Here is a 21216-nt window from a genome sequence, read left to right on the forward strand (position 1 = left end):
ACCGCCACCCCAGCCAACTGCCACGCCAACTGCCCCTCCCGGCCCAAGCCCTCATCACTCCGATGCGTACGCAGATGATGGATCTTCACGAGGATCACGTCCTTCTTCAGTGGGTGGAGGCGGCCGCGGGCACGGTCGCCAGTGCGTTGGTGAGGCTCCGGTGCAGGTGCACGTGGGTCGCGTGGGCCGCGAGCTCGGCGTCGCCGTCGAGGATCGCGTCGACGATGAGGAGGTGCTCGCCGGCGGCCGCACGCAACCGATCGGGGTTGTGGCGGGAGAGCCGACGGATGCGCACCGAGTGCAGGTGCACGCTGCGCAGGGCGGTCGCGAGGAACACGTTGTCCGCGGCGCCCTCGACGGCACGGTCGAGTTCATCGACGATCGAGAAGTACTGCGCGAGGCCGTCGGCCCCGTCGTCGAGGTGCCCGGGCGCGTCCTCCAGGCGCGAGCGGATCGCGGCGAACGGCTCCCGATCGCGTCGCCGTGCGGCGAGGCTCGCGGCGCGGGACTCCAACGCCTGGCGGAGCTCGTAGAGCGCGACGACGTCGTCGCGGGAGATCCCGGTGACGATCGTTCCGCGACCGGATGCCACGACCAGTCCATCGCCGGCGAGCCGGCGGAGCGCCTCGCGGACCGGCGTCCGGCTCACGCCGAGCCGGACCGACTGGTCGACCTCCTGGAGGAGGGCGCCAGGCGCGAGCACGCCATCGAGGATCTCGCCGCGAAGGGTCCGATAGGCACGATCTCCCGCCCGCATGGCATCCCTCCCCACGTCGCCGCCAGTGCAGTGTATACATATCGGCACGCTCAGCTCCAGATCTGCCACTCAGACTACCGAGAGCCGCCGGGATGTATACAACGGTCGCCTCGTGATCAGCCGATCCAGCCCGGTGGGCCGGCACGGGCGGTGGCGGAGACCCGAACCGGCCCCCGTTCGACCGCCACGACCACCTCGGCCACCGGGCCGTCCGTCTCGCATCCGAGGAGCCGCGCGCCATGGCGCCGCGCCAGGGACTCGGCGAGGTCGCACGGCTCGCCGGCCACGGCTCCGGACCGAGCGTCCGCCGTGGCGAGCGCCGCGGCGTCGGCGGCGTTCGCCGCTGCCTGCGCGGCCACCGACGTGACGAGGATCGCCAGCACGCCCGCCGCGAGCGAGATCGTCGCTCCCACGATCGCGATCGCCACGACTCCCGCGGCGCCGGCTTCTCCGTGGCTCGCCGCGCGACGAGGATCCGCGACGGTGGCGGCGGCGATCCGCGCGGCCACGGCCGCCCCCGTCACAGTCCGCCCCGGAGCGCGCAGGCCTCGGCTTCGAGCTGAAGCGCCGCGAGCACCCCGCCGGCCGAGCCCGTGATCCGGGCGCAGACGAACGGGCCGTCATCGAAGGAGGCGAACCCCGCCCCTCGCACGTGGTGCGCGGCGATTCCGGCAGCGATGCCGGCTGACTCGCCGCGGCCGAGTGCTCGCGCGGCGTCGGCGGCCGCGTCCCCGAGCCGGACCTGGACGGCGACCGCGTGCACGGACGCCAGCGCTGCGGCCAGGACGAGCGCGATCGCGGGCAGCGCGACGGCGAACTCCGCCGTCACGCTGCCCCGCTCGCCGTCAGCCGACCGTGAGCGCATTCCGCACGAGGTCGGTCAGGATGCCGCGGACCTCGTCACCGCGGAGGATCACGACGAGCAGTCCGGCGAAGCCGACCGCGGCCATGGTCGCGACCGCGTACTCCGCCGTGGCGGCGCCGCGTTCGCCCGCGACCCGGTGCGCGACGGCACGGATCGCAGCAGCGAACCGGCCGCCTCGGACGACGGCACCGGTCGATCGGGGCGCGCACTCTCGGGTGGGCGGCACATCGTGCATGGTGTTCCTCTCTCTCCGCCGCGGACGCGGCATCATCGGCACGAGTCGGGACGTCCGTCGTCACGACGCGGCCCCGAGGGTGCCGGCGACGACGGAGAGCATGAGGGGCGCGACGCCGAGGAGGACGAAGGCCGGCAGCACGCAGCAGCCGAGCGGGATCATGAGCCGTACGCCGAGGGTCGCAGCACGTGCGGCGGCCGCGGCGCGTGCGGCTCCGCGGCGGCGCGCCGCCTCCGTCCGGAGGAGCTCGGCGACCGGCGCACCCGCGCGTTCGGCGACGGCGACGAGATCCCCGGTCGGGTCGTGGCCCCCGAGCTCGGGCAGGTGTCGTGCGACGGCCCCGGCCACGAGCCGCCGGGCCCGACCCGGCGCGATCCCGCCGGCGAGCGCCACGGCGACCAGCTCGAGTCGGAGCCCGTCGGCCGGGCGATCGGCGCCGGCCCGTCGCACGAGCGCCCGGTTCCACCTCGCCCCCGCCCACAGCAGCGTCCCGCCCGTGACGAGGCACGCGAGACCCACCGGACCGCCGACGAGGACGCCGACGGTGTCGAAGCCGAGGAGGCTGCCGAACGCGACCGCGATCACCGGCAGCGCGGCGACGAGCCGCGCACTCGCGGCGGGCCCCGCGAGCATCGAGGTCGCCTCGCGGCGGGACTGGGCCTCGTCGCGGAGCGCCGAGGCGATGCCCGCGAGGGAGCGCGCGAGCGGCGCGCCCGCCGCATCCGCGACCGCCCACGCGGCCGCGAGCACGGACCAGGCAGGGTGGGCGCCGACCCGGAGCCGGGTCGATTCGAGCGCGTCGGCGACCGGTTCACCGGCCGACGCGGAGCGCGCCGCCGAGACCAGCAGGTCCGGGGCCGCGCCGCGGCCCGCGCGTTCCCCCCGACGGACCCCGCGGGGACGCGGACGCCGGCCGGCCGTGAGGGAGGCGGTCACCCGCGACGAGGCGCCCGAGTCGCCGTCGCCGTCTTCGCCTCGCTCGATCGCCTCGGCGAGCGCACGCCAGGCGGCGGCCGGAGCGAGCCCGGCCGACAGGAGGGCGGCGAGCCGCTCGGCGACCTCGGCCACCTCGTCGAGCTGCGATGCCTCGCCGGGTCGCCGGGGCCGGAGCCGGTCGAGGACGGTCCGGCCGGCCGTGACGCTGCGGTCGAGCACGTCCGTCAGCACGGCTCCACCTCCATCCGGTCCCCGTGGGACCGGAGGCGACCGACCCCGGCGACCCGGCGTCGCCCGTCGACGCGCTCCAGGTGCACGACGAGGTCGAACGCGCCGGCGGCCTGTCGCGCGACGACGGCAGCGGGCATGCCGGCGGCGGCGCCGAGGGCCTCGAGTCGCGCCGGGACCTCCCGCAGCGAATTGGCGTGCAGTGTTCCTGCGCCGCCGTCGTGCCCCGTGTTGAGCGCCGAGAGCAGTTCGCGCAGTTCGGGACCTCGGCACTCGCCGACGACGAGGCGGTCGGGCCGCATCCGGAGGGCCTCCCGGAGGAGCACGTCGAGGCCGATCCGTCCGCGCCCCTCGAGGTTCGCCTGCCGCGCTTCGAGCGTGACGACGTGCGGATGGTCGGGTCGCAGTTCAGCGACATCCTCGAGCAGCACGATGCGCTCGGTGGGCGCCGCCTCGGCGAGCAGGGCGGAGAGCAGCGTGGTCTTCCCGGTTCCGGCGGCGCCGGAGACGAGCAGGTTCCGTCGCTCGCCCACCGCCCGTCGCAGCCGCTCCTCGGTCGTCCGGTCGAGCATCCCCGCACGAGCGAGGTCTGCGAGCCGCAGGCCCGCCGCCCGCGGGATGCGCACGGAGAGCAGGGTGCCGGACGCGGAGACGGGCGGGATGGCGGCGTGCACCCGGATGCCGCGGCCGAGCCGGACGTCGATCGCCGGCGTCGCCTCGTCGACGTGTCGCCCGCCCAGCGCGACGAGGCGCACCGCGAGCGCACGTACCTCGGCCTCTGTCGCGACCCACGCCGGCTCGCGCTCCGCGCCCGCGCCGCGATCGAGCCACAGCCCTCTCGCCCCGTTCACGAAGAGGTCGGTGACCGCGCGATCCTCGGCGAACGGGGCCAGCGGCCCGAGCAGCTCGAGGTCGTCGGGATCGATGGCGGCGGCGGCGCCGAGGCGGTCGCCCGACGATCCGGAGCCGCCGGATGCCGGCTCGGCCGGCGCCGCCGCCGACACGGCGCGTGAACGACGCTCGGCCGGCGGCGCCCACTCGGGCGCGGCATCCGTCTCCCATGAGGGCACGGCGACGAAGGTGGAGGTCATGGCGACGACCGTAGGAGCGACTTCGGGCGCTCGGCGGAACGGTGGTGGGAGGAAGCGATGAACCCCCCTCCACGCCGTTGTGGAGGAGGGCTCGTCTCACGGGCACCCGGTGGACGCCGCCTTAAAAAGAAGGGGGCGGCACCCATTGGGGGGAACAGGTGCCGCCTCGGCAGCGCGTGGATTGGGGGGAATCTCAGCGCTGCAGGCTTCGAATCGTAATGTTCGAGCGGTCCCAGTGTATGGGCTGGAGATCCATGCGCAAGCACTATTTGTCCTCATTTGTGCCGACACACAGAATTCTGTGCGAGATCCTCCAGTCCTGTGGTGGAGAACCACTGAAATCGAAGCCGAGACGAGGGATCCTCGACGAAATCCGTCGTCGTTCGCATCGGCGGTCCGGCGGGTCCGCCGCACGGCCCCGAGGCGATGCCCGGACCGGCCTCCGAACCCCGTCCCGAGGGTACGCCCCCGCCGCGCTCCGCCGCGAACGACGCGCTCGGGTGACCGGCCGGCCCGCCCCCTCCGACCGCGAGACCCGCGACGACATACGCCGGCGACGGGCGCTAGGGTGCTGTGTGGGGCAGGCGACCCACCGATAGGAACCCATCGCGAAGGAGCGATCGCACCACTATGAACGCGCAGATCGATCACGCGCTCGAGGAGATCCGGCGCTTCCGCCCGAGTCCCGAGTTCGCCGCCCAGGCCGTCGCCGACGAGGGCCTCTACGACGCCGCTCACGCCGACCGGCTCGGATTCTGGGCCGATCAGGCCCGCACGCTGCTCCACTGGGAGAAGCCCTTCACCCGCACGCTCGACTGGTCGAACCCGCCGTTCGCGAAGTGGTTCGACGACGGCGAGCTCAACGTCGCCGTGAACTGCCTGGACCGCCACGTCGACGCCGGCCTCGGCGACCGCGTCGCGCTCCATTGGGAGGGCGAGCCCGGCGACTCGCGCGACATCACCTACGCCGAGCTCGCCGAGGAGGTCAAGCGCGCTGCCAACGCCCTGACCGACCTCGGCGTCCGCTCCGGCGACCGCGTCGCGATCTACCTGCCGATGATCCCCGAGGCCGTCGTCTCGATGCTCGCGGTCGCGCGGCTCGGCGCGATCCACTCGGTCGTCTTCGGCGGGTTCAGCGCCGACAGCCTCGCCTCGCGTATCGACGACGCCGAGGCATCCGTCGTCATCACCGCCGACGGCGGCTACCGCAAGGGCCGGGTCTTCCCGCTGAAGCCGGTCGTCGACGAGGCGCTCGCGAAGACCGCCGGATCGGTGCAGAAGGTCCTCGTCGTCAGGCGCGGCGAGAACGAGGTCGACTGGAACGACGATCGGGACCGGTGGTGGCACGAGACCGTCGCCACGGCGTCGCCCGAGCACGAGGCGCAGGCGTTCGAGGCCGAGCACCCGCTGTTCATCCTCTACACCTCCGGCACCACCGGGAAGCCCAAGGGCATCCTGCACACCTCGGGGGGCTACCTCACGCAGGCCGCGTTCACCCACCGGAACGTCTTCGACCTCCACCCCGAGCGCGACGTCTACTGGTGCACCGCCGACATCGGATGGATCACGGGGCACTCGTACGTCGTCTACGGCCCGCTCGCGAACGGCGCCACGCAGGTGATCTACGAGGGCACGCCCGACACGCCGCACCCCGGACGCTGGTGGGAGATCGTCGAGAAGTACGGGGTGACGATCCTCTACACCGCGCCGACCGCCATCCGCTCGTTCATGAAGCTCGGGCGCCAGATCCCGCACGAGTTCAACCTGCGATCCCTGCGGCTGCTCGGCTCGGTGGGCGAACCGATCAACCCCGAGGCCTGGATCTGGTACCGGCACGTCATCGGCGGCGGCTCGATCCCCGTCGTCGACACGTGGTGGCAGACCGAGACGGGCGCGATCATGATCTCCGCCCTGCCCGGCGTCACCGACCTGAAGCCCGGTTCGGCGCAGGTGCCGGTCCCCGGCATCTCGATCGACATCCTCGACGACGACGGCGTGGAGGTCGAGGGCGAAGGCGGCGGCCTGCTCGTCGTGGCCGAGCCGTGGCCGTCGATGCTGCGGGGCATCTGGGGCGACCCGGAGCGGTTCAAGGAGACCTACTGGGAGAAGTTCGGCGACAGGTACTTCGCCGGCGACGGCGCCCGTCGCGACGAGGACGGCGACATCTGGCTGCTCGGCCGCGTCGACGACGTGATGAACGTCTCGGGCCACCGCCTCTCCACCGCCGAGATCGAGTCCTCCCTCGTCGCGCACCCCTGGACGGCCGAAGCCGCCGTGGTGGGCGCATCGGACGAGACCACCGGGCAGGCGGTCGTCGCCTTCGTCATCCTCAAGGCGAGCCAGGCGGCGAAGGCCGCCGATCCCGAGGTCGCCAGCGAGGAGCTCCGACGCCACGTCGCGACCCAGATCGGGGCGATCGCGCGGCCGCGTCAGGTGTTCATCGTCAACGAGCTGCCCAAGACCCGATCGGGCAAGATCATGCGGCGCCTCTTGCGCGACCTCGCCGAGGGTCGCGAGGTGGGCGACACGACCACCCTGGCCGACACCTCGATCATGCAGATCATCAGCGACCAGGTTCGCTGACCCCGAGACGACGGATGCCGCGGCGGAGTCGCCGCCGCGGCATCCGCGCGTCCGACCCGGCGACCCGGCGCGACGCTACGCGAACTCGACGACGACCTCGACCTCGACGGGCGCGTCGAGCGGGAGGACCGCGACGCCCACGGCCGAACGGGCGTGCACGCCCGCGTCGCCGAAGACCTCGCCGATGAACTCCGAGGCGCCGTTGACGACGCCGGGCTGCCCGGTGAACGCGGGGTCGGAGGCGACGAAGCCGACGACCTTGACGACTCGGGTGATGCGGTCCAGCGAGCCGAGGACCGACTTCAGGGCGGCGAGCGCGTTGAGTGCGCAGAGTCGCGCGTACTCCTTCGCGTCGCCGGCCGGCACGAGCCCGTGGCCGTCGCCGACCTTCCCGGTCGCGGGCAGCGCGCCGGAGACGAACGGGAGCTGCCCGGAGGTCCAGGCGAGGTCCCCCGTGACGACGGCGGGCACGTATGCGGCGACCGGTGCGGCGACCTCGGGCAGTTCGACGCCGAGTTCGGCGAGGCGCGACTCGATGGCCGACATCAGCCCTCCTGCTCGAACTGCGCGGCGGCCTTGGACGCCGCGGCCTGGCCTGCGGAGGCCGCGGCGGAGGCCTGCTCGCCGACCGGGCGCTTCAGGTAGGCGACGAGCCCGCCTTCCGGACCCTGGACGACCTGCACCAGCTCCCAGCCCTCGGACCCCCAGTTGTTCAGGATCGCGGCCGTGTTGTGGATCAGCAGCGGGGTGGTGATGTACTCCCAGGCGGGCATGACGCTCCTTCGAGCCGAGTGGATGTGGCACCGGAGGCCCGGCGGGCAGGCCGGACGCCGACGTGGCGACCCGCATGGCGGTTTTTGCCAGTCTTCTCCGTTACGCTCCACTATATGTCTGCCCAAAAACTCACGAGCGACGCTGCCTCCGGCGTGCTCGGCTTCCTCGGGATGAGCGCGCTCGCCGGCCTCCTCGTGACCGCCGCGGTGACCCCCGCCCTCGCGGTGACGGGCATGGCCGCGAACAACAGCATCAACATGTTCGAGAACCTCCCCGGGTACCTCAAGATCGACGAGCTCTCGCAGAAGACGGACATCTACGCCACCCGCTCCGACGGGTCCGAGGCGCTGCTGGCCTCGTTCTTCGACCAGAACCGCGAGGAGGTCGCGTGGGAGGACGTCAGCCAGTACGCGAAGGACGCCGCGGTCGCCGGTGAGGACCCCCGGTTCTACGAGCACGGCGGCATCGACATCCAGGGCACCGTGCGCGGCGCCCTGAGCACCGTGACCGGCAAGGACGTCCAGGGCGGCTCCTCGATCACGCAGCAGTACGTCAAAAACGTGCTCATCAACAACGGCGTGAACCAGGCCACCACCGAGGAGGAGAAGGAGGCCGCCTACGAGCAGGCGACCGAGGTCTCCGCGGAGCGCAAGCTCAAGGAGATGCGCTACGCGATCGCCCTCGAGAAGGAGGCCACGAAGGACGAGATCCTCCTCGGCTACCTGAACATCTCGGCGTTCGGCGGACGCGTCTACGGCATCGAGTCGGCGTCGCAGTACTACTTCGGCACCCACGCGAAGGACCTGACGCTCGCGCAGGCGGCGAGCCTGGTCGCGATCGTCAACTTCCCGAACGAGCTCCGCCTCGACCGTCCCGACAGCGAGACGAACGGCGCCGAGACGGTCGTGAACGGCGAGAAGGTTCCCTACGCGGCGAACAAGGACCGGCGCGACTACATCATCGGCAAGATGCTGGAGTACGGCAAGGTCACCCAGGAGGAGCACGACGCGGCGATCGCGGAGCCCGTCGAGCCCAAGATCTCCGAGCCGAGCACCGGATGCCAGACGGCCAAGGGATCCGCCTTCTTCTGCGACTACGTCGCGAACGTGATCCGCACCGAGTACGACGACCCCGAGACCGAGGACGTCAACGAGGGCACGGTGATGCTCCAGCAGCGCGGTCTCAAGGTGTACACGACCCTCGACCTCGACCTGCAGAACCGCGCCGAGACGGCGATCGCCGAGAACGTGCCGTTCAGCGACCCGCGCTTCGACGTCGGTTCCGTCGCGGTGAGCGTGGAGCCCGGCACCGGCCGGATCCTCGCGATGTCGCAGAACAAGAAGTACTCCGCCGACCCCGAGGTCCTCGAGACGAGCAACGAGTACTCGGCCGTGAACTACAGCACCGACTACGAGTACGGCGGCTCGAGCGGCTTCCAGCCCGGCTCGACCTACAAGGTCTGGACCCTCGCCGAGTGGTTGAACGAAGGGCACTCGCTGCTCGAGTCGTTCAACGGCTCGCAGCGCGAGTTCACGCGCTTCACCAACTCCTGCGAGGGCGACTTCGTCGGCTCCTACGCACCGAACAACGACGACTCCAACTCGGCGAACGACGCCGTGCAGGCCACGAAGTACTCGGTGAACTCGGCCTTCATGGCGATGGCCGAGCAGATGGACCTTTGCAACATCAAGAAGACGGCGAAGGCGTTCGGGATGCACCGCGCCGACGGCGGCGACCTCACCATGCACCCGTCGGACGTGCTGGGCACCCAGGAGGTCGCCCCGCTCACGATGGTCGCCGCCTACGCGGGCATCGCGAACGACGGCAAGACCTGCACGCCGATCGCCATCGACCGCATCGTCGACCAGTCCGGTGAGGAGATCGCGCCGCCGAAGTCCGAGTGCACGCAGTCGGTCACGCCCGAGGTCGCCCACGCGATGCAGTACGCGATGCAGCAGACCTTCGCCGGCGGCACCGCCTCGCCGTCGGAGACCTACTCGGGCGTCCCGCACATCGGCAAGACCGGAACGACCGACTACGCGTTCGACACCTGGATGAACGGCGCGAGCTCGAAGGTCGCGACCGCGGTCTGGGTCGGCAACGTCACGGGAGGCGACAACCGGACGAGCCTGCGATCGATCGACTTCGCGAGCGGATACGGCGCGTCCGCGCGTCACCGCATCTGGAGCGCGATCATGACGGTCGCCGACGGCAAGTACGGCGGGGCGGCGTTCCCGGAGGCCGACGCGAAGTTCTTCAAGCAGACCCTCGTGGACATCCCGAACGTGACCGGGCTCACGGTCGACCAGGCGAAGCAGGCCATCGAGGCCGCGGGCTTCCAGTTCGGCACCGGCGGGGAGATCGACAGCGACCTGCCCAAGGGCACCGTCGCCGGTACCGATCCGTCCGGCCAGGCCGGCCGCGGAACCCTCATCCGCGTGCTGATCAGCAACGGGAAGGTGTCGGGCGTACCGGACGTGCGCGGGATGGACCGCAACACCGCCGAGCAGACCCTGAAGGACGCTGGCTTCAAGGTGCAGGTGCGTGAGGAACCGGTCACCGACCAGTCGGCGGAAGGCTTCGTGATCTCGCAGTCGCCGGATGCCGGCGCGACGGCGAAGTCGGGCGATCGCGTCACGATCGTCGTCGGCAAGTTCGACGAGAAGGGGCCCGTCCTGCCCGGCGGCAACACACCGGGAACCGACGGGTGAGTCCGCTCAGCTCGAACGCCGTCACGCGGATCGCCTCGGCGGTCGGCGTGGCGGCGTTCGCCGTCGGGGCGTACGGCGCCTTCGTCGAGCGCACGCGCTGGACGCTCCGCCGCGTCGACGTCCCCGTGCTGCCGGCCGGCTCCGCGCCCATCAGGGTGCTCCACGTCTCCGACCTGCACATGGCGCCCTGGCAGCGGTCGAAGCAGGACTGGGTCGCCTCCCTCGCCCGCCTCCGACCCGACCTCGTCGTGAACACCGGCGACAACCTCGGACACGAGCGCGGCCTCGAGGGGATCCGCCGCGCCTTCGCGCCGTTCCGGGGCGTACCGGGCGTGTTCGTCAACGGATCCAACGACTACTTCGGGCCCGTCCTGAAGAACCCGCTCGGCTACTTCGGCGGTCCGTCGAAGCACCTCACCAGAGCGCCTCGGCTCGACACCGGGGCGATGCTCGACCTGTTCGCCGACCTCGGCTGGACCGACCTCGACAATCGCGCCGCGGCACTCGACATCCGAGGGACCCACCTGGAGTTCTTCGGCGTCGACGACCCGCACCGCGGGTACGACCGACTCGACCTCATCACCGCGGCGATCGACGACCTCCGTTCGGACGATCCGCTCGGCGACGAGGAGTGGCCCGACCGCCCCTCGGCGCAGCCGGCCGGGCGGCCCACGCTCACCGTCGGCGTCACGCACGCCCCGTACCAGCGGGTGCTGAACTCGTTCGTCACGCACGGCGCGCAGCTCATCCTGGCGGGGCACACGCACGGCGGCCAGGTGTGCCTGCCCGGCTTCGGCGCGCTGGTCACCAACTGCGACATCCCGCGCTCGCAGGCCAGCGGGCTGAGCGTGTGGCGGCACGGGCTCCGTTCGGCGTACCTCAACGTCTCGGCCGGACTCGGCACGGCGATCACGGCGCCGATCCGCTTCGCATGCCCGCCGGAGGCGACGCTGCTCACCCTCACGCCCACCGCGCGCTGAGTGGTCGGGAGCGCTCGAATTATCCGCTATCCTTGTTGAGGCCCACGGGCCACCGGGGTGTGGCGCAGCTTGGTAGCGCGCTTCGTTCGGGACGAAGAGGTCGCAGGTTCAAATCCTGTCACCCCGACCACGCACTGCGAACGGCTCCCTCTGATGAGGGAGCCGTTCGCGTTTTCTGCAGTCGACATTGCCAGGCAGTCGACGTCCGCCCGGACCGCACGCCACGAGCACCTCGCCCGCACGAGCCCGTGTCCGGGCACGAGAGAGGCCGGCCGACCCCGAGGCGTCGACCGGCCTGCACGAGGGGCTGAGGAGGCCGTCAGGGGCGGCCCAGCCCGTGGTAGTTCCAGCCGGCCTCGCGCCAGCTCGCGGGGTCGAGCACGTTGCGGCCGTCCACGATGACCGGATCGGCCACGATGCCCGAGGCCCAGGCCGGGTCGATCTCGCGGTACTGCGACCACTCCGTCACGAGCACCACGACGTCGGCGCCGCGGAGGGCGTCCTCGAGCGCCTCGGCGTACTCGATCTGGGGGTGCCGCGCGCGGGCGTTCCGGATGCCCTCGGGGTCGGTCGCCACCACATCGGCGCCGAGGCCCTTGAGCCTGACGGCCACGTCGAGCGCGGGCGAGTCCCGGACGTCGTCCGAGTCCGGCTTGAACGTCACGCCCAGCACGGCCACGCGCTTGCCGACCACCGAGCCGCCGGCGCCGTCGACGACCAGTTCGGCGACGCGCGCGCGACGGCGCAGGTTGATGGCGTCGACCTCCTTGAGGAAGGCGACCGAGTCGCCGCGACCGAGCTCCTCGGCACGTGCCGTGAATGCCCGGATGTCCTTGGGCAGGCATCCGCCGCCGAACCCGACCCCGGCGTTCAGGAACCGCCGGCCGATCCGCGCGTCGTGCCCGATCGCATCGGCGAGCTGGGTCACGTCCGCGCCCGTCGCCTCCGCGATCTCCGCCATCGCGTTGATGAAGCTGATCTTCGTCGCGAGGAAGGCGTTCGCGGCGACCTTCACGAGTTCGGCGGTCGCGTAGTCGGTGACGATGCGCGGCGTCTCCGCCTCGAGCGCACGGGCGTAGATCTCGTCGAGCTGCTCGACGGCCCGCTCATCGGCCACGCCGTAGACCAGGCGGTCGGGCTCGATCGTGTCCTTGACGGCGAAGCCCTCGCGCAGGAACTCCGGGTTCCATGCCAGCCTCGCGTTCGGCGCGGCCTCCGCGAGGCGCTCGGCGAGCCGCTGCGCCGTGCCCACCGGAACCGTGCTCTTGCCCACGACCAGCGCGTCCTCGGCGAGGTGCGGGATGAGCGCCTCGAACGCCGCGTCGACGTACCGGAGGTCGGCGGCGTTCGTGTCGGCGGCCTGGGGCGTGCCGACCGCGATGAAGTGCAGCTCCGCCCCCGCGGCATCCGCGATGTCGGTGCTGAAGCGCAGGCGGCCGGTGGCCGTCGCCGAGGTCAGGATCTCGTCCAGGCCCGGCTCGAAGAAGGGCGCCCGTCCGTCCCGGAGGTCGGAGATCTTCCGCTCGTCGACGTCGATGCCGATCACGTCGTGGCCGAGCTCCGCCATTGCCGAGGCGTGCACGGCACCGAGGTAGCCGCAACCGATGACCGAAATACGCATGCTGTTCCTTTCGAGACCCCCATAGATTCTGCCGTACGATCAGGGCGCGGACGGCCCGGAGCCCTCCACCGTCCGGTCCCGGCCGCTCGCCGCCCGCATGAGCATCTCCAGCGGACCCCGGCCCACGAAGCGCTGCCACGTCCACGCGAAGGCCATCGACCCGAGGACGAGCCCGAGCAGCAGGGGCCACGAATCGTCCGTCACGATGCCGTCCTCGACGCGCTTCGCGCCCGCGATCACGACCAGGTGGGCCGTGTAGACGGTGAGCGGCATCGCCCCCATCGCCGCGACGGGCGAGGTGAGCGAAGACCACGTCGTGCGCAGGGCGGGCGGCGCGAACTCGCCGAGCGCGACGCAGGCCGCGAGCACGACGAGCCCGACCCCGACGTTCCCGGCGGTCTCGAGCCCGGCCCGGATCGCCTCCTGCGCCGATCCCGTCGGCGGGAGCGGCGACCCGAGCACCCGCGCCGCCGGGAGGCCGACGACCGCCGCGGCCGCGCCCCAGAGCGCGGCGAGGTGCACGACGCGGCGTTCGCGAATCCCCGCACGCGCGATGCCGAGGCCGAGGAGCATCACCGGGACCCAGATCACCACGGGGTACGCGCCGGTGACGAACCAGTCGAGCACCAGCCGTCCGGCGTCGGGCACCGCCACGGCGTCGAGCGGACCGTCCGCCGCGACGACGACGGCGGGCATGACCACCGTGAGCGCGACGCCCGCCGCGAGCGCCCACCTCGCCGGGATGAACAGCAGCGGCACCATCACGAGGAACGCCACGCCGTAGACGTCGAGGATGACGAAGACGAGCGGCCGGACCACCTCGATGACGACGAGCCCGATCGCGACGAGCAGCGCTCCCCGGATCGCGACCTGCCGTCGCGCCGTCGGCGGATCGCACCGGCCGGGGTTCCGCCCACCGGTGAGCAGTCCGAGGCCCACGCCGGCGACCAGGGCGAACAGCAGGCGCGGCCGCTCGTCGGCGAGGGCGATCAGCTCCGCACCCGCCTCCGTCGTCGCGGCAGGCGCGACGTGCGCGACGAACATCCCGATCAATGCGAGGCCACGGGCGACGTCGACGCCGGTCACGCGGCCGGAGGTCCCGGCGCGACGCCGCCAGCGCTCCGGCGCGCGACTCGCGACGTCGCCGGCGCGCCGGGTCGCGCCCGGGGCATCGATGCCGGAGGTCATCGGCTCAGCCGCAGGTCGCCTCGACGACCTCGACGGCGGTGCGGTTGATCATCGGCGTGGTCCGCACCTCGAGCGGTCCGGCGTCCGGCTCGCCCGCGAACGTCGCCGTGACCACCGCCCGCTGTCCGTTGACCATGTCGATCGTGAACTTCTCGGCCGGGCGGCCGAGGTCCATGACAGAGGGGCCCGTGACCGTGCCGTTCGCCCCCTCCGGCACCGCGACCGCGGTCGTCGAACCGGCGACCGGCCCGTAGACGAACACCTCGGTCCGATACGATCCCGGCTCGCGCGCATCGACGTACTCGGGGAGCACGAGATCCGTCGGGATGTCCATCCGGAGCCGCACCTCGACCGTGTACGTCGGGGCGTCCGGGTCGCACCGGTCGACGGTGACCTGCGTGGCCGTCCTCAGGTAGGTGTCGATCTTGGAGATCGACCGGTCGCGGAAGTAGACGCCGAGGACGGTCGCCCCGTCGTTCGTGGCCGGCAGCCGGCCGTCCAGCCGCGCACCGTCGATGAGCGCCTGCGTGGACTCGTCAGAGGTCCACATCATGAGGCTGCCCGCGTTCGTGACGTCGATGAGCGCCTGCGCCATCTCCCAGACGTCGTAGTCGCCCGAGATCATCTTGTCGAACATGGCGGCCGACGCCGAGGCGAAGTACGCGTCCGACTCGGCTCCGCCCTCGGGGTAGCGGAAGTAGATCTCGTTGAGCAGCTTCGAGACGACGTTCTCGCTCGTGAGGACGTCCCCGCCGGGGAGGGTCACCGGCCCGGTCACCTCGAGGATGCGGGACACCGCGATCGGGTCGGTCATCACGATCGTGTCGGGCGTGAGTCCCTGGTCGCGCTCCCAGCGCGCCCGCAGGATCTCGGCGCCGGTCGGGAAGTCGGGCCGGCTCGTGCTGGCGTTGATCTCGGTGAAGAGGATGTCGTTGTAGAGCTGCTCGGCGCTCGCCGGCAGGTCGACCCGTACGGGGGCCTGGTTGTCGAGCTCGGTGCTCGAGACCTGGCGGTCGATCTTCACGGTGCCGTCGTCGACGCTGAGCAGCGTCTGCGCCGCCGGCCCGCCGCCGAGCGGCGCCGCCTCGGCGTTGTTCTCGAACGCGAGCAGCACCGTCTGCGGGCCGTCGATGCCGAGCATCGCGCCGGCGCCGGCCAGCGCGGCGTTGATGCCGGGGATGGCGCCCTGCGCCTCGTCGACGACCCCGCGGAACTCGGTGACGGCGTCGCCGACCTGGCTGATCGTCGCATCGGTGTCGACGCCGGCGAGGTCGGTCTCGAGTCCGTCGAGGATGCCCTGCGCGTCGGCCGCGATGGTCGTGGCGGCGCGGAGCGGCTCGAGGTCGAGCGAGCCGTCGTCGAGGCGCGTGATCGCGAACGAGTCGAGGAGGCCGGTCGCGGGCTGGACGACCTCGGTCGCCACGTCGTCGACGCCCTCGGCGATGATCCTCACGGCCCGCGCGTTCTCGCCGACACCCGGGACGGCCTCGGCGACGCCCCACAGCGGGTTCGTCGTCGGCTCGACGGCGCTCTCCGCCGCGGCGGAGAGCCGGTCCGCGATTGCGGGCATGTCGGCGAAGCGGCGCTCGTCCGCCGCCTTCTGGAACGCCACGACCTCCACGCGGGCCGCCTCGAGGTCGTCGCGCACGTCGAACGCGTTGGACGCGAACCACCAGGCGACGAGGCCCCCGCCGACGACCACGAGCAGGACGATCGCGAGGAGGGGCCAGAAGATCGTGTGGAAGATCCGCCGGCGCCGCTTCCGGCGACGGTGCTCTGAGGGGCGCTCGGGCCTCGCGGGCGGAAGCACGAACTCAGTGGACGTCACGCTGCCCAATCGTAGACGCCGACGGCCCGCCGTGGCGCGCGCGGCGTGGCGGCCATCAGTAGGCGCCCTGCGCGCGCAGGACGGCCCGGGCCGTTCGGTACAGGATGATGACGTCGCCGGTCAGCGACCAGTTCTCGACGTAGTACAGGTCGAGCCGCACGCTGTCGTCCCACGACAGGTCGGAGCGACCCTGGGTCTGCCACAGGCCGGTGATGCCGGGACGGACGAGCAGGCGTCGTCTGGCCCAGTCGTCGTAGCGCTCGACCTCGTCCGCCAGCGGCGGGCGCGGCCCGACGAGGGACATGTCCCCGCGGAGCACGTTCACGAACTGCGGCAGCTCGTCGAGGCTGTACCGGCGGAGCACCGCGCCGAGGCGCGTGACGCGCGGATCGGTGCGCATCTTGAAGAGCACGCCGTTGCCGTCGGTCCGGTCGAGCAGCGTCGGCAGGCGCGACTCGGCGTCGACGACCATCGAGCGGAACTTCAGCATGCGGAAGCGCTGCCCGTTCAGGCCGACGCGTTCCTGGGCGAAGAACGCCGGGCCGGGGCTGTCGCGGCGGACGAGCACGGCGATCGCGAGGAAGACCGGGCTGAGCACGACGAGCGCGATGGCGGACACCACGATGTCGAACGCGCGCTTCGCGGCGTACTTCCGGCCCGTGAACTCCGGGTAGTCGACCTGGATGAGCGGCAGGCCGGCGACGGGTCGGGCGTGGATGCGCGGCCCGGCGACGTCCGTCAGCGCCGGCGCGACGACGAGGTTCGTCGAGGTGGCCTCGAGCTGCCAGCCGAGCTCGCGCATGTCACGCGGGTCGATCGTGTCGGCGCCCGTGAACACGACGGTGTCGGCGCGGGCCTCGATCAGCGCCCGGTCGAGGGACGCGTAGTCCCCGAGCACCGGGATGCCGGGCGCGAGCTCCCGTGCCGACTCGCCGTGCTCGGTCACGGCGCCGACGATGCGCAGGCCGGAGACGCCGTCGCGCATGATCTGCTGCGCCACGTGCGCCGACTTGCCGCGCTCGCCCATGAGGATCGCGCGATGCAGGTACTCCCCCTCGGCGCGCCGGCGGATGAGCCACTTGCGCCACGCCCAACGGCCCGTCATGAGCAGCACGAGCCCGAGCGGGAAGGCGACGAGGACGTAGGCGCGACCGACCTCCGAACGGAGCAGGAAGGCGAGGATCGCGAGGATCGCGAACACCCGGATGCTGGCATCGGCGATCCGCCGGTACTCGGCCGTGCCGGCGCCGATGATCGTGCGGTCGCGGGTCGCGAAGATCGCGAGGGACACGAACCATCCCGCCGCGAGGATGGCGGAGACGGTCGCATAGCTGAGCAGGTAGTCGGGGCCGTCGTCGAGGCCGGGGATGCGCAGCGAGGTGCCCGTGGTGCCGAACCGGATGAACTGCGACCCGTAGACCGCGAAGACGATGACCACGAGGTCGGTGATGAGCAGGCGGCGGGCGTACGCGCGCTGCCAGCCGTCGACGACGGCCGCCGGGCTGATCTCCTCCGACGGTCGCGTGAGGGTCATGCACCACCTCCGCGGCCGAACGGACCCGAGGGCCGGGCCCCCCCGAGCACCCGCCGTCGGGTCGGCGGGCACTCCACAGGGTAACGCGGCCCGGTCCCCCGTTTCGAGGACCGACCGCGAAGTGTCCCCCGAAGTGGGGCTGCGATGCTCGGGCGGGGCGAGGGCGCGCCCGAGCACCGGCTCGGCTCAGGCCTGCCGACCGCGCAACCGGCCACCGCTCTCCTGCAGGTAGCACACGCCGCACAGCGACTCGTAGGCGACCTCGGCCCCGTCGATCGCGACCTGGTCACCGTCGAAGACGTACCGGCCGTCGATGCGCCGGCCGTTGAAGATCGCCTTGCGTCCGCACCGGCAGATCGTCTTCAGTTCCTCCAGGCTGTGGGCGACCTCGAGCAGTCGGCGGCTTCCGCCGAACGCGACCGTCTGGAAGTCGGTGCGGATGCCGTAGGCGAGGACGGGGATGTCGTCGAGCAGGGCGATCCGCAGCAGGTCGTCGACCTGGTCGCCGCCCAGGAACTGCGCCTCGTCCACGAGCAGGCAGCTCACGTCCCTCCCGCTCGCCTCCACTACGGCCGCGCGGTGGTGCTCGAACAGGTCGAAGACCGCGTCGTCGGGGGCGATCGTGAAGTCGACCGCTCGCACGACGCCGAGCCGGGACACGATGTCACGATCGCCCTTCGTGTCGACCGAGGGCTTCGCGAGCAGCACCCGGTGGCCGCGCTCCTCGTAGTTGAACGCGGCCTGCAGCATCGCCGTCGACTTGCCGGAGTTCATGGCCCCGTATCGGAAGTAGAGCTTCGCCATCTACTCGAGCAGTCCGTCCTCCGCCGCACGGCGGGTCAGTTCCGAGCGTCGTCCCGCGGGACGACCGGCTCGGGCGTACTTGTCGCGCGCCCGGCGCAGGTAGGTCTTGGCCGTCTCGTAGCCGACCTGCATGCGCTCGGCCACGCCGGCCGTCGAGAGGCCCTGGGCGTACAGGCCCACCGCGCGTCGCTCCGCCGCGCTCAGCGCCGCGTCATCGGGCTCGGGCGCCGCCGCCGGCGCCGGCGCGGTCGGTTCGATCGGCGACTGCCCGCGGAGCGCGCCGCGCGCGATCTCGACGAGCCGCTCGGTGGGGAGCGTCTTGGAGACGAAGGCCGCCGCACCGGCCGCGAGGCACCGCTGCCGCGACGCGTCGTCGTCGAGCGCGGTGACGACGACGACGACGGAGCCGGCCGCACGGCACGCGCGGATGCGCGACTCGATCGAGACCGTGTCATCCAGCTGCAGGTCCATCAGCACGAGGTCGACGGGGAATCGTGCATCTCGGACGAGGTCGAGCCAGCGCGTGCTCCGGATGACGACTTCGAGGTCCTCGGCACGGTCGGTGATCCAGCTCGCGAGCCCGTCGACGATGAGGGCATGGTCATCGAGGACCGCGACCCGGGCGACGTCGCCGGCGGGGCGCTCAGGCGGCATGACGGAACTCCACCCTGACATTCTCGCGCGTGATCTCGATCTCGCCGCGCACGCCCACCGACCGCGCCACGGCGAGGAAGCGCTCCAGCTCGCGCCGGGCGGGCGCCGGCCCGGCCAGCCGCGCAGTCACGTCGACCGTCGTCGTGCCGTCCACTGCTCGCACGCGCACGCGCACCGCCTCCGAACGGTCCATCGTCGTCAGCCACGACAGCAGCGCGGTCAGCGGCGGCCGCTGGTCGCCCGGGAGACCGGCGGCGGCGGCCGCCGGGTCGTCGACGGCGACCTCGACCTCGCGCGCGGCGGAGATCGAGGAGGCCAGCCCGTCGAGCCACGTCGACTCGATGCCCGCCTTGAGCGCCCGGCGGAGCATCTCGGCCAGCTCTCGCGCACGGTCGGCGTCGGCGACCTCGATGCGCTCAGCTGCCATCACGCTCGCCAGGAAGGGCAGCACCTCGCGGCCGAGCACCGAGACACGGCCCTGCTGGACCGAACGGACGATCCCGGCCCTGAGCCCGCCATCGCGCTCGAGCGCCGCGGCGTTCGCGCGGCGGTGCCACTCGAGGCTCGCGCGGACGATCGTCGCGGAGTACGCGGCGCCGGCAGCGGAGAGGGCCAGCACGGCGACGGAGTTCACCGCGATGATGGATGCCGTGGGCGCGTCGACCGCCGTGTCGCCCGACGCGCCGACGGCGAGGATCGAGAGCACCGCGGCGGCCACCACCCCGGCCACGACCTGCGAGATCCACGTGCAGTACGGTGCGACGGCGAGGATGAGGATGCCCACCGCGATGGGTCCGTAGTCGTCGTACAGGAAGCGGTCGGACCCGATGGTGCTGAGGTACTCGGCGATCGCCCCGCCGACGGCGAGCGCGGTCGCGAACCAGAGCCGGTCGACCGTGAAGGGAGCGCGATCGGGCAGCGCCGAGACGACCGCGACCGCCCCCGCGGCGGCCACCAGCACGATCCCGGCGATCGCGGCCGTCGGGGAGACCACCTCATCCCAGTGCCATGCGGTGAGCGCGATCGCGATCAGGAGCGCGAGCGATGCACCGATCATGACGAGCCGCGTCGCGCCGATGCCGCCGATGGGATCGACGTCCTGCTGCGTGAGCCGGAGCGCGCCGCTCATTCGCCGCGCTCCGGCACGCTGAGGAGCACGGTCGTGCCGACTCCGGGCGTCGACCAGACGCGGGCACTGCCGCCCTCCTGTTCGATCCGGGCACGGATGGACGTGCGCAGGCCGATCCGATCGTCGGGGACCAGCGCGGGGTCGAATCCGCGCCCGCTGTCGACGACCACCACCGTCACCTCGCCGTCCGCGGCGCCCACCGCGACCTCGACGTCGTCCACGCCGGCATGCCGGACCACGTTCACGAGGCACTGCGCGAGCGCCGCGTCGAGCACGGCGAGCCGGATCGGCCCGAGGCGCTCGAGTGCGCCCACCGGTCCCGAGAGACGGACCGAGAGGCCCGCATCGCCCGCGACGGCGAGTGCCTGCGGCAGCCGTGCGGACCACGACGGGGTCGTGACCGTCCCGGGTGCATCGCCGGCACCGGATGACGCGGACGGCGCCGCAGCCGGCTCGTCGCCGTGCTCGGCCGCCCAATCGCGCCCGACGATGAGCGAGAGGTCGTGCCGGATGCCGGCGCGGAGCCGCTCGTCGACGGGACCGGACCCGGACGAGGCGACGGCGACGAGGTGGCTGAGCGCGGTGTCGTGCAGGCGCGCGATGGCCCGGATCTCGTAGTCGTGCCGGATGACGAGCTCCCGGGTCTGCTGGCTGGCGCGATGCAGCGCCGTCTCTCGCCGGTCGTCGGTCCTGGATGCCGCATCGTAGGTTCGCACGACGACCACGAGCACGATGGCGGCCGTGGCGGCCACGTTGGGCGCCCATGCCGCTCCCACGACGGCGGCGCCGAGCAGCGACGCGGCCTCGCCGAGACCCCAGCCGAGGCACGCCCAGGCGATCGCGATCCGCGAGCCGATGCCCGCGCCGCCCACGAGGAGGAGCGCGGTCCGCGGCATCGCGAGGAGCGCGTTGTTCGTGGTCTCGAACGCGTTGCCGGGCGCCATCACGATCACGGTCAGGCCGAAGACGGCCGCCGTTCCCCCGAGCAGGTAGGCGACGGTGAGCGTCACCGTCGGTCGTGCGACGACCAGGGCGAACAGCGCGCCCTGCACGAGCAGGAGGGCGAGTGCGACCGTCGCGGGACCGCGTCCGGCGGGACCGTCCGGGGGCGCGGTGATGAACCCGGCGGTCGCGATGACCAGCGCCGAGGCGAGGCAGACCGCACCGGCCGCGTGCCCCGCGCTGGCCATGGCGCGGCTGAGGGAGGCGCGCGCGAGGTGCTCGGGCAGGCCGAGGGTCATGTGCGCTCCGATCCGACCGTGCTGGGGGTCACGGCATGGCCGGATTATCTCAGCACC

Annotated in this window: 19 protein-coding genes and 1 tRNA gene; 4 read left to right on the top strand and 16 right to left on the bottom strand. The window is 72.3% G+C overall.

Annotation, left to right across the window (positions count from 1 at the left end; all coding sequences use genetic code 11):
- Window positions 1-106: 106 nt before the first annotated feature.
- The 6 genes from ABME01_RS11840 to ABME01_RS11865 form a co-directional block, all read right to left on the bottom strand.
- Complete coding sequence (locus tag ABME01_RS11840) at window positions 107-757, bottom strand: GntR family transcriptional regulator (RefSeq protein WP_353828620.1); 651 nt, start codon at window positions 755-757, stop codon at window positions 107-109.
- 116 nt (window positions 758-873) lie between these two features.
- A complete protein-coding gene (locus ABME01_RS11845; protein WP_353828621.1) occupies window positions 874-1266 on the bottom strand; it encodes an Rv3654c family TadE-like protein in 393 nt (130 codons plus the stop codon).
- A gap of 11 nt (window positions 1267-1277) precedes the next feature.
- Window positions 1278-1586, bottom strand: a complete 309-nt coding sequence (locus ABME01_RS11850; RefSeq protein ID WP_353828622.1) for a TadE family type IV pilus minor pilin — start codon at window positions 1584-1586, stop codon at window positions 1278-1280.
- A 16-nt stretch (window positions 1587-1602) separates the two neighbouring features.
- Complete coding sequence (locus ABME01_RS11855) at window positions 1603-1776, bottom strand: DUF4244 domain-containing protein (RefSeq protein WP_353828709.1); 174 nt, start codon at window positions 1774-1776, stop codon at window positions 1603-1605.
- Between the two features lie 141 nt (window positions 1777-1917).
- Window positions 1918-3024: a type II secretion system F family protein gene (locus tag ABME01_RS11860; RefSeq protein ID WP_353828623.1), complete on the bottom strand. Its 1107-nt coding sequence runs from the start codon at window positions 3022-3024 to the stop codon at window positions 1918-1920.
- The gene (locus tag ABME01_RS11865) at window positions 3018-4112 is read right to left on the bottom strand and encodes a TadA family conjugal transfer-associated ATPase (RefSeq protein WP_353828624.1); all 1095 of its coding nucleotides are present in this window, start codon (window positions 4110-4112) and stop codon (window positions 3018-3020) included. The genes ABME01_RS11860 and ABME01_RS11865 overlap by 7 nt, the downstream gene beginning before the upstream one ends.
- 630 nt (window positions 4113-4742) lie before the next feature.
- Here ABME01_RS11865 and acs point away from each other — a divergent pair.
- Window positions 4743-6695 (top strand): acetate--CoA ligase, encoded by a 1953-nt coding sequence (acs, locus tag ABME01_RS11870; protein WP_353828625.1) that lies wholly within the window; start codon window positions 4743-4745, stop codon window positions 6693-6695.
- 75 nt (window positions 6696-6770) lie between these two features.
- Here acs and ABME01_RS11875 read toward each other — a convergent pair whose 3' ends face one another.
- Both ABME01_RS11875 and sp36 read right to left on the bottom strand, forming a co-directional pair.
- The gene (locus ABME01_RS11875; protein WP_353828626.1) at window positions 6771-7241 is read right to left on the bottom strand and encodes a RidA family protein; all 471 of its coding nucleotides are present in this window, start codon (window positions 7239-7241) and stop codon (window positions 6771-6773) included.
- Window positions 7241-7468, bottom strand: a complete 228-nt coding sequence (gene sp36, locus ABME01_RS11880) for a Sp36 family protein (RefSeq protein ID WP_353828627.1) — start codon at window positions 7466-7468, stop codon at window positions 7241-7243. Before sp36 ends, ABME01_RS11875 begins: the two co-directional genes overlap by 1 nt.
- Before the next feature lie 114 nt (window positions 7469-7582).
- Between sp36 and ABME01_RS11885 the strand changes: the two genes are divergently transcribed.
- From ABME01_RS11885 to ABME01_RS11895, 3 genes are all read left to right on the top strand, one after another.
- Window positions 7583-10180 carry a transglycosylase domain-containing protein gene (locus tag ABME01_RS11885; protein ID WP_353828628.1) on the top strand — a complete coding sequence of 866 codons (2598 nt, stop codon included), beginning with the start codon at window positions 7583-7585 and terminating at the stop codon, window positions 10178-10180.
- Entirely contained in the window at window positions 10177-11160 is a 984-nt protein-coding gene (locus ABME01_RS11890) for a metallophosphoesterase (protein ID WP_353828629.1), read from the top strand. The genes ABME01_RS11885 and ABME01_RS11890 overlap by 4 nt, the downstream gene beginning before the upstream one ends.
- A gap of 53 nt (window positions 11161-11213) precedes the next feature.
- Window positions 11214-11290 (top strand) — tRNA-Pro (locus ABME01_RS11895).
- Window positions 11291-11479: 189 nt separating this feature from the next.
- Here ABME01_RS11895 and ABME01_RS11900 read toward each other — a convergent pair.
- The 8 genes from ABME01_RS11900 to ABME01_RS11935 all read right to left on the bottom strand — a co-directional run bounded on the left by ABME01_RS11900 (window position 11480) and on the right by ABME01_RS11935 (window position 21159).
- A complete protein-coding gene (locus ABME01_RS11900; RefSeq protein ID WP_353828630.1) occupies window positions 11480-12781 on the bottom strand; it encodes a UDP-glucose dehydrogenase family protein in 1302 nt (433 codons plus the stop codon).
- Window positions 12782-12820: 39 nt separating this feature from the next.
- Complete coding sequence (locus tag ABME01_RS11905; protein ID WP_353828631.1) at window positions 12821-13969, bottom strand: heparan-alpha-glucosaminide N-acetyltransferase domain-containing protein; 1149 nt, start codon at window positions 13967-13969, stop codon at window positions 12821-12823.
- Window positions 13970-13973: 4 nt separating this feature from the next.
- Window positions 13974-15797, bottom strand: a complete 1824-nt coding sequence (locus ABME01_RS11910; protein WP_353828632.1) for a DUF4012 domain-containing protein — start codon at window positions 15795-15797, stop codon at window positions 13974-13976.
- 55 nt (window positions 15798-15852) lie between these two features.
- Entirely contained in the window at window positions 15853-17331 is a 1479-nt protein-coding gene (locus tag ABME01_RS11915) for a sugar transferase (protein WP_353828633.1), read from the bottom strand.
- A 186-nt stretch (window positions 17332-17517) separates the two neighbouring features.
- Complete coding sequence (locus ABME01_RS11920; protein WP_353828634.1) at window positions 17518-18135, bottom strand: thymidine kinase; 618 nt, start codon at window positions 18133-18135, stop codon at window positions 17518-17520.
- The gene (locus ABME01_RS11925; protein WP_353828635.1) at window positions 18136-18789 is read right to left on the bottom strand and encodes a response regulator; all 654 of its coding nucleotides are present in this window, start codon (window positions 18787-18789) and stop codon (window positions 18136-18138) included. It abuts the gene before it with no gap.
- On the bottom strand, window positions 18779-19918 hold the full coding sequence (locus ABME01_RS11930; RefSeq protein ID WP_353828636.1) for a hypothetical protein: 1140 nt from the start codon (window positions 19916-19918) through the stop codon (window positions 18779-18781). Before ABME01_RS11930 ends, ABME01_RS11925 begins: the two co-directional genes overlap by 11 nt.
- On the bottom strand, window positions 19915-21159 hold the full coding sequence (locus tag ABME01_RS11935) for a sensor histidine kinase (RefSeq protein ID WP_353828637.1): 1245 nt from the start codon (window positions 21157-21159) through the stop codon (window positions 19915-19917). Before ABME01_RS11935 ends, ABME01_RS11930 begins: the two co-directional genes overlap by 4 nt.
- Window positions 21160-21216: the final 57 nt, after the last annotated feature.

The sequence above is a fragment of the Agromyces litoreus genome, from assembly GCF_040496015.1.
GTDB lineage: Bacteria > Actinomycetota > Actinomycetes > Actinomycetales > Microbacteriaceae > Agromyces > Agromyces litoreus.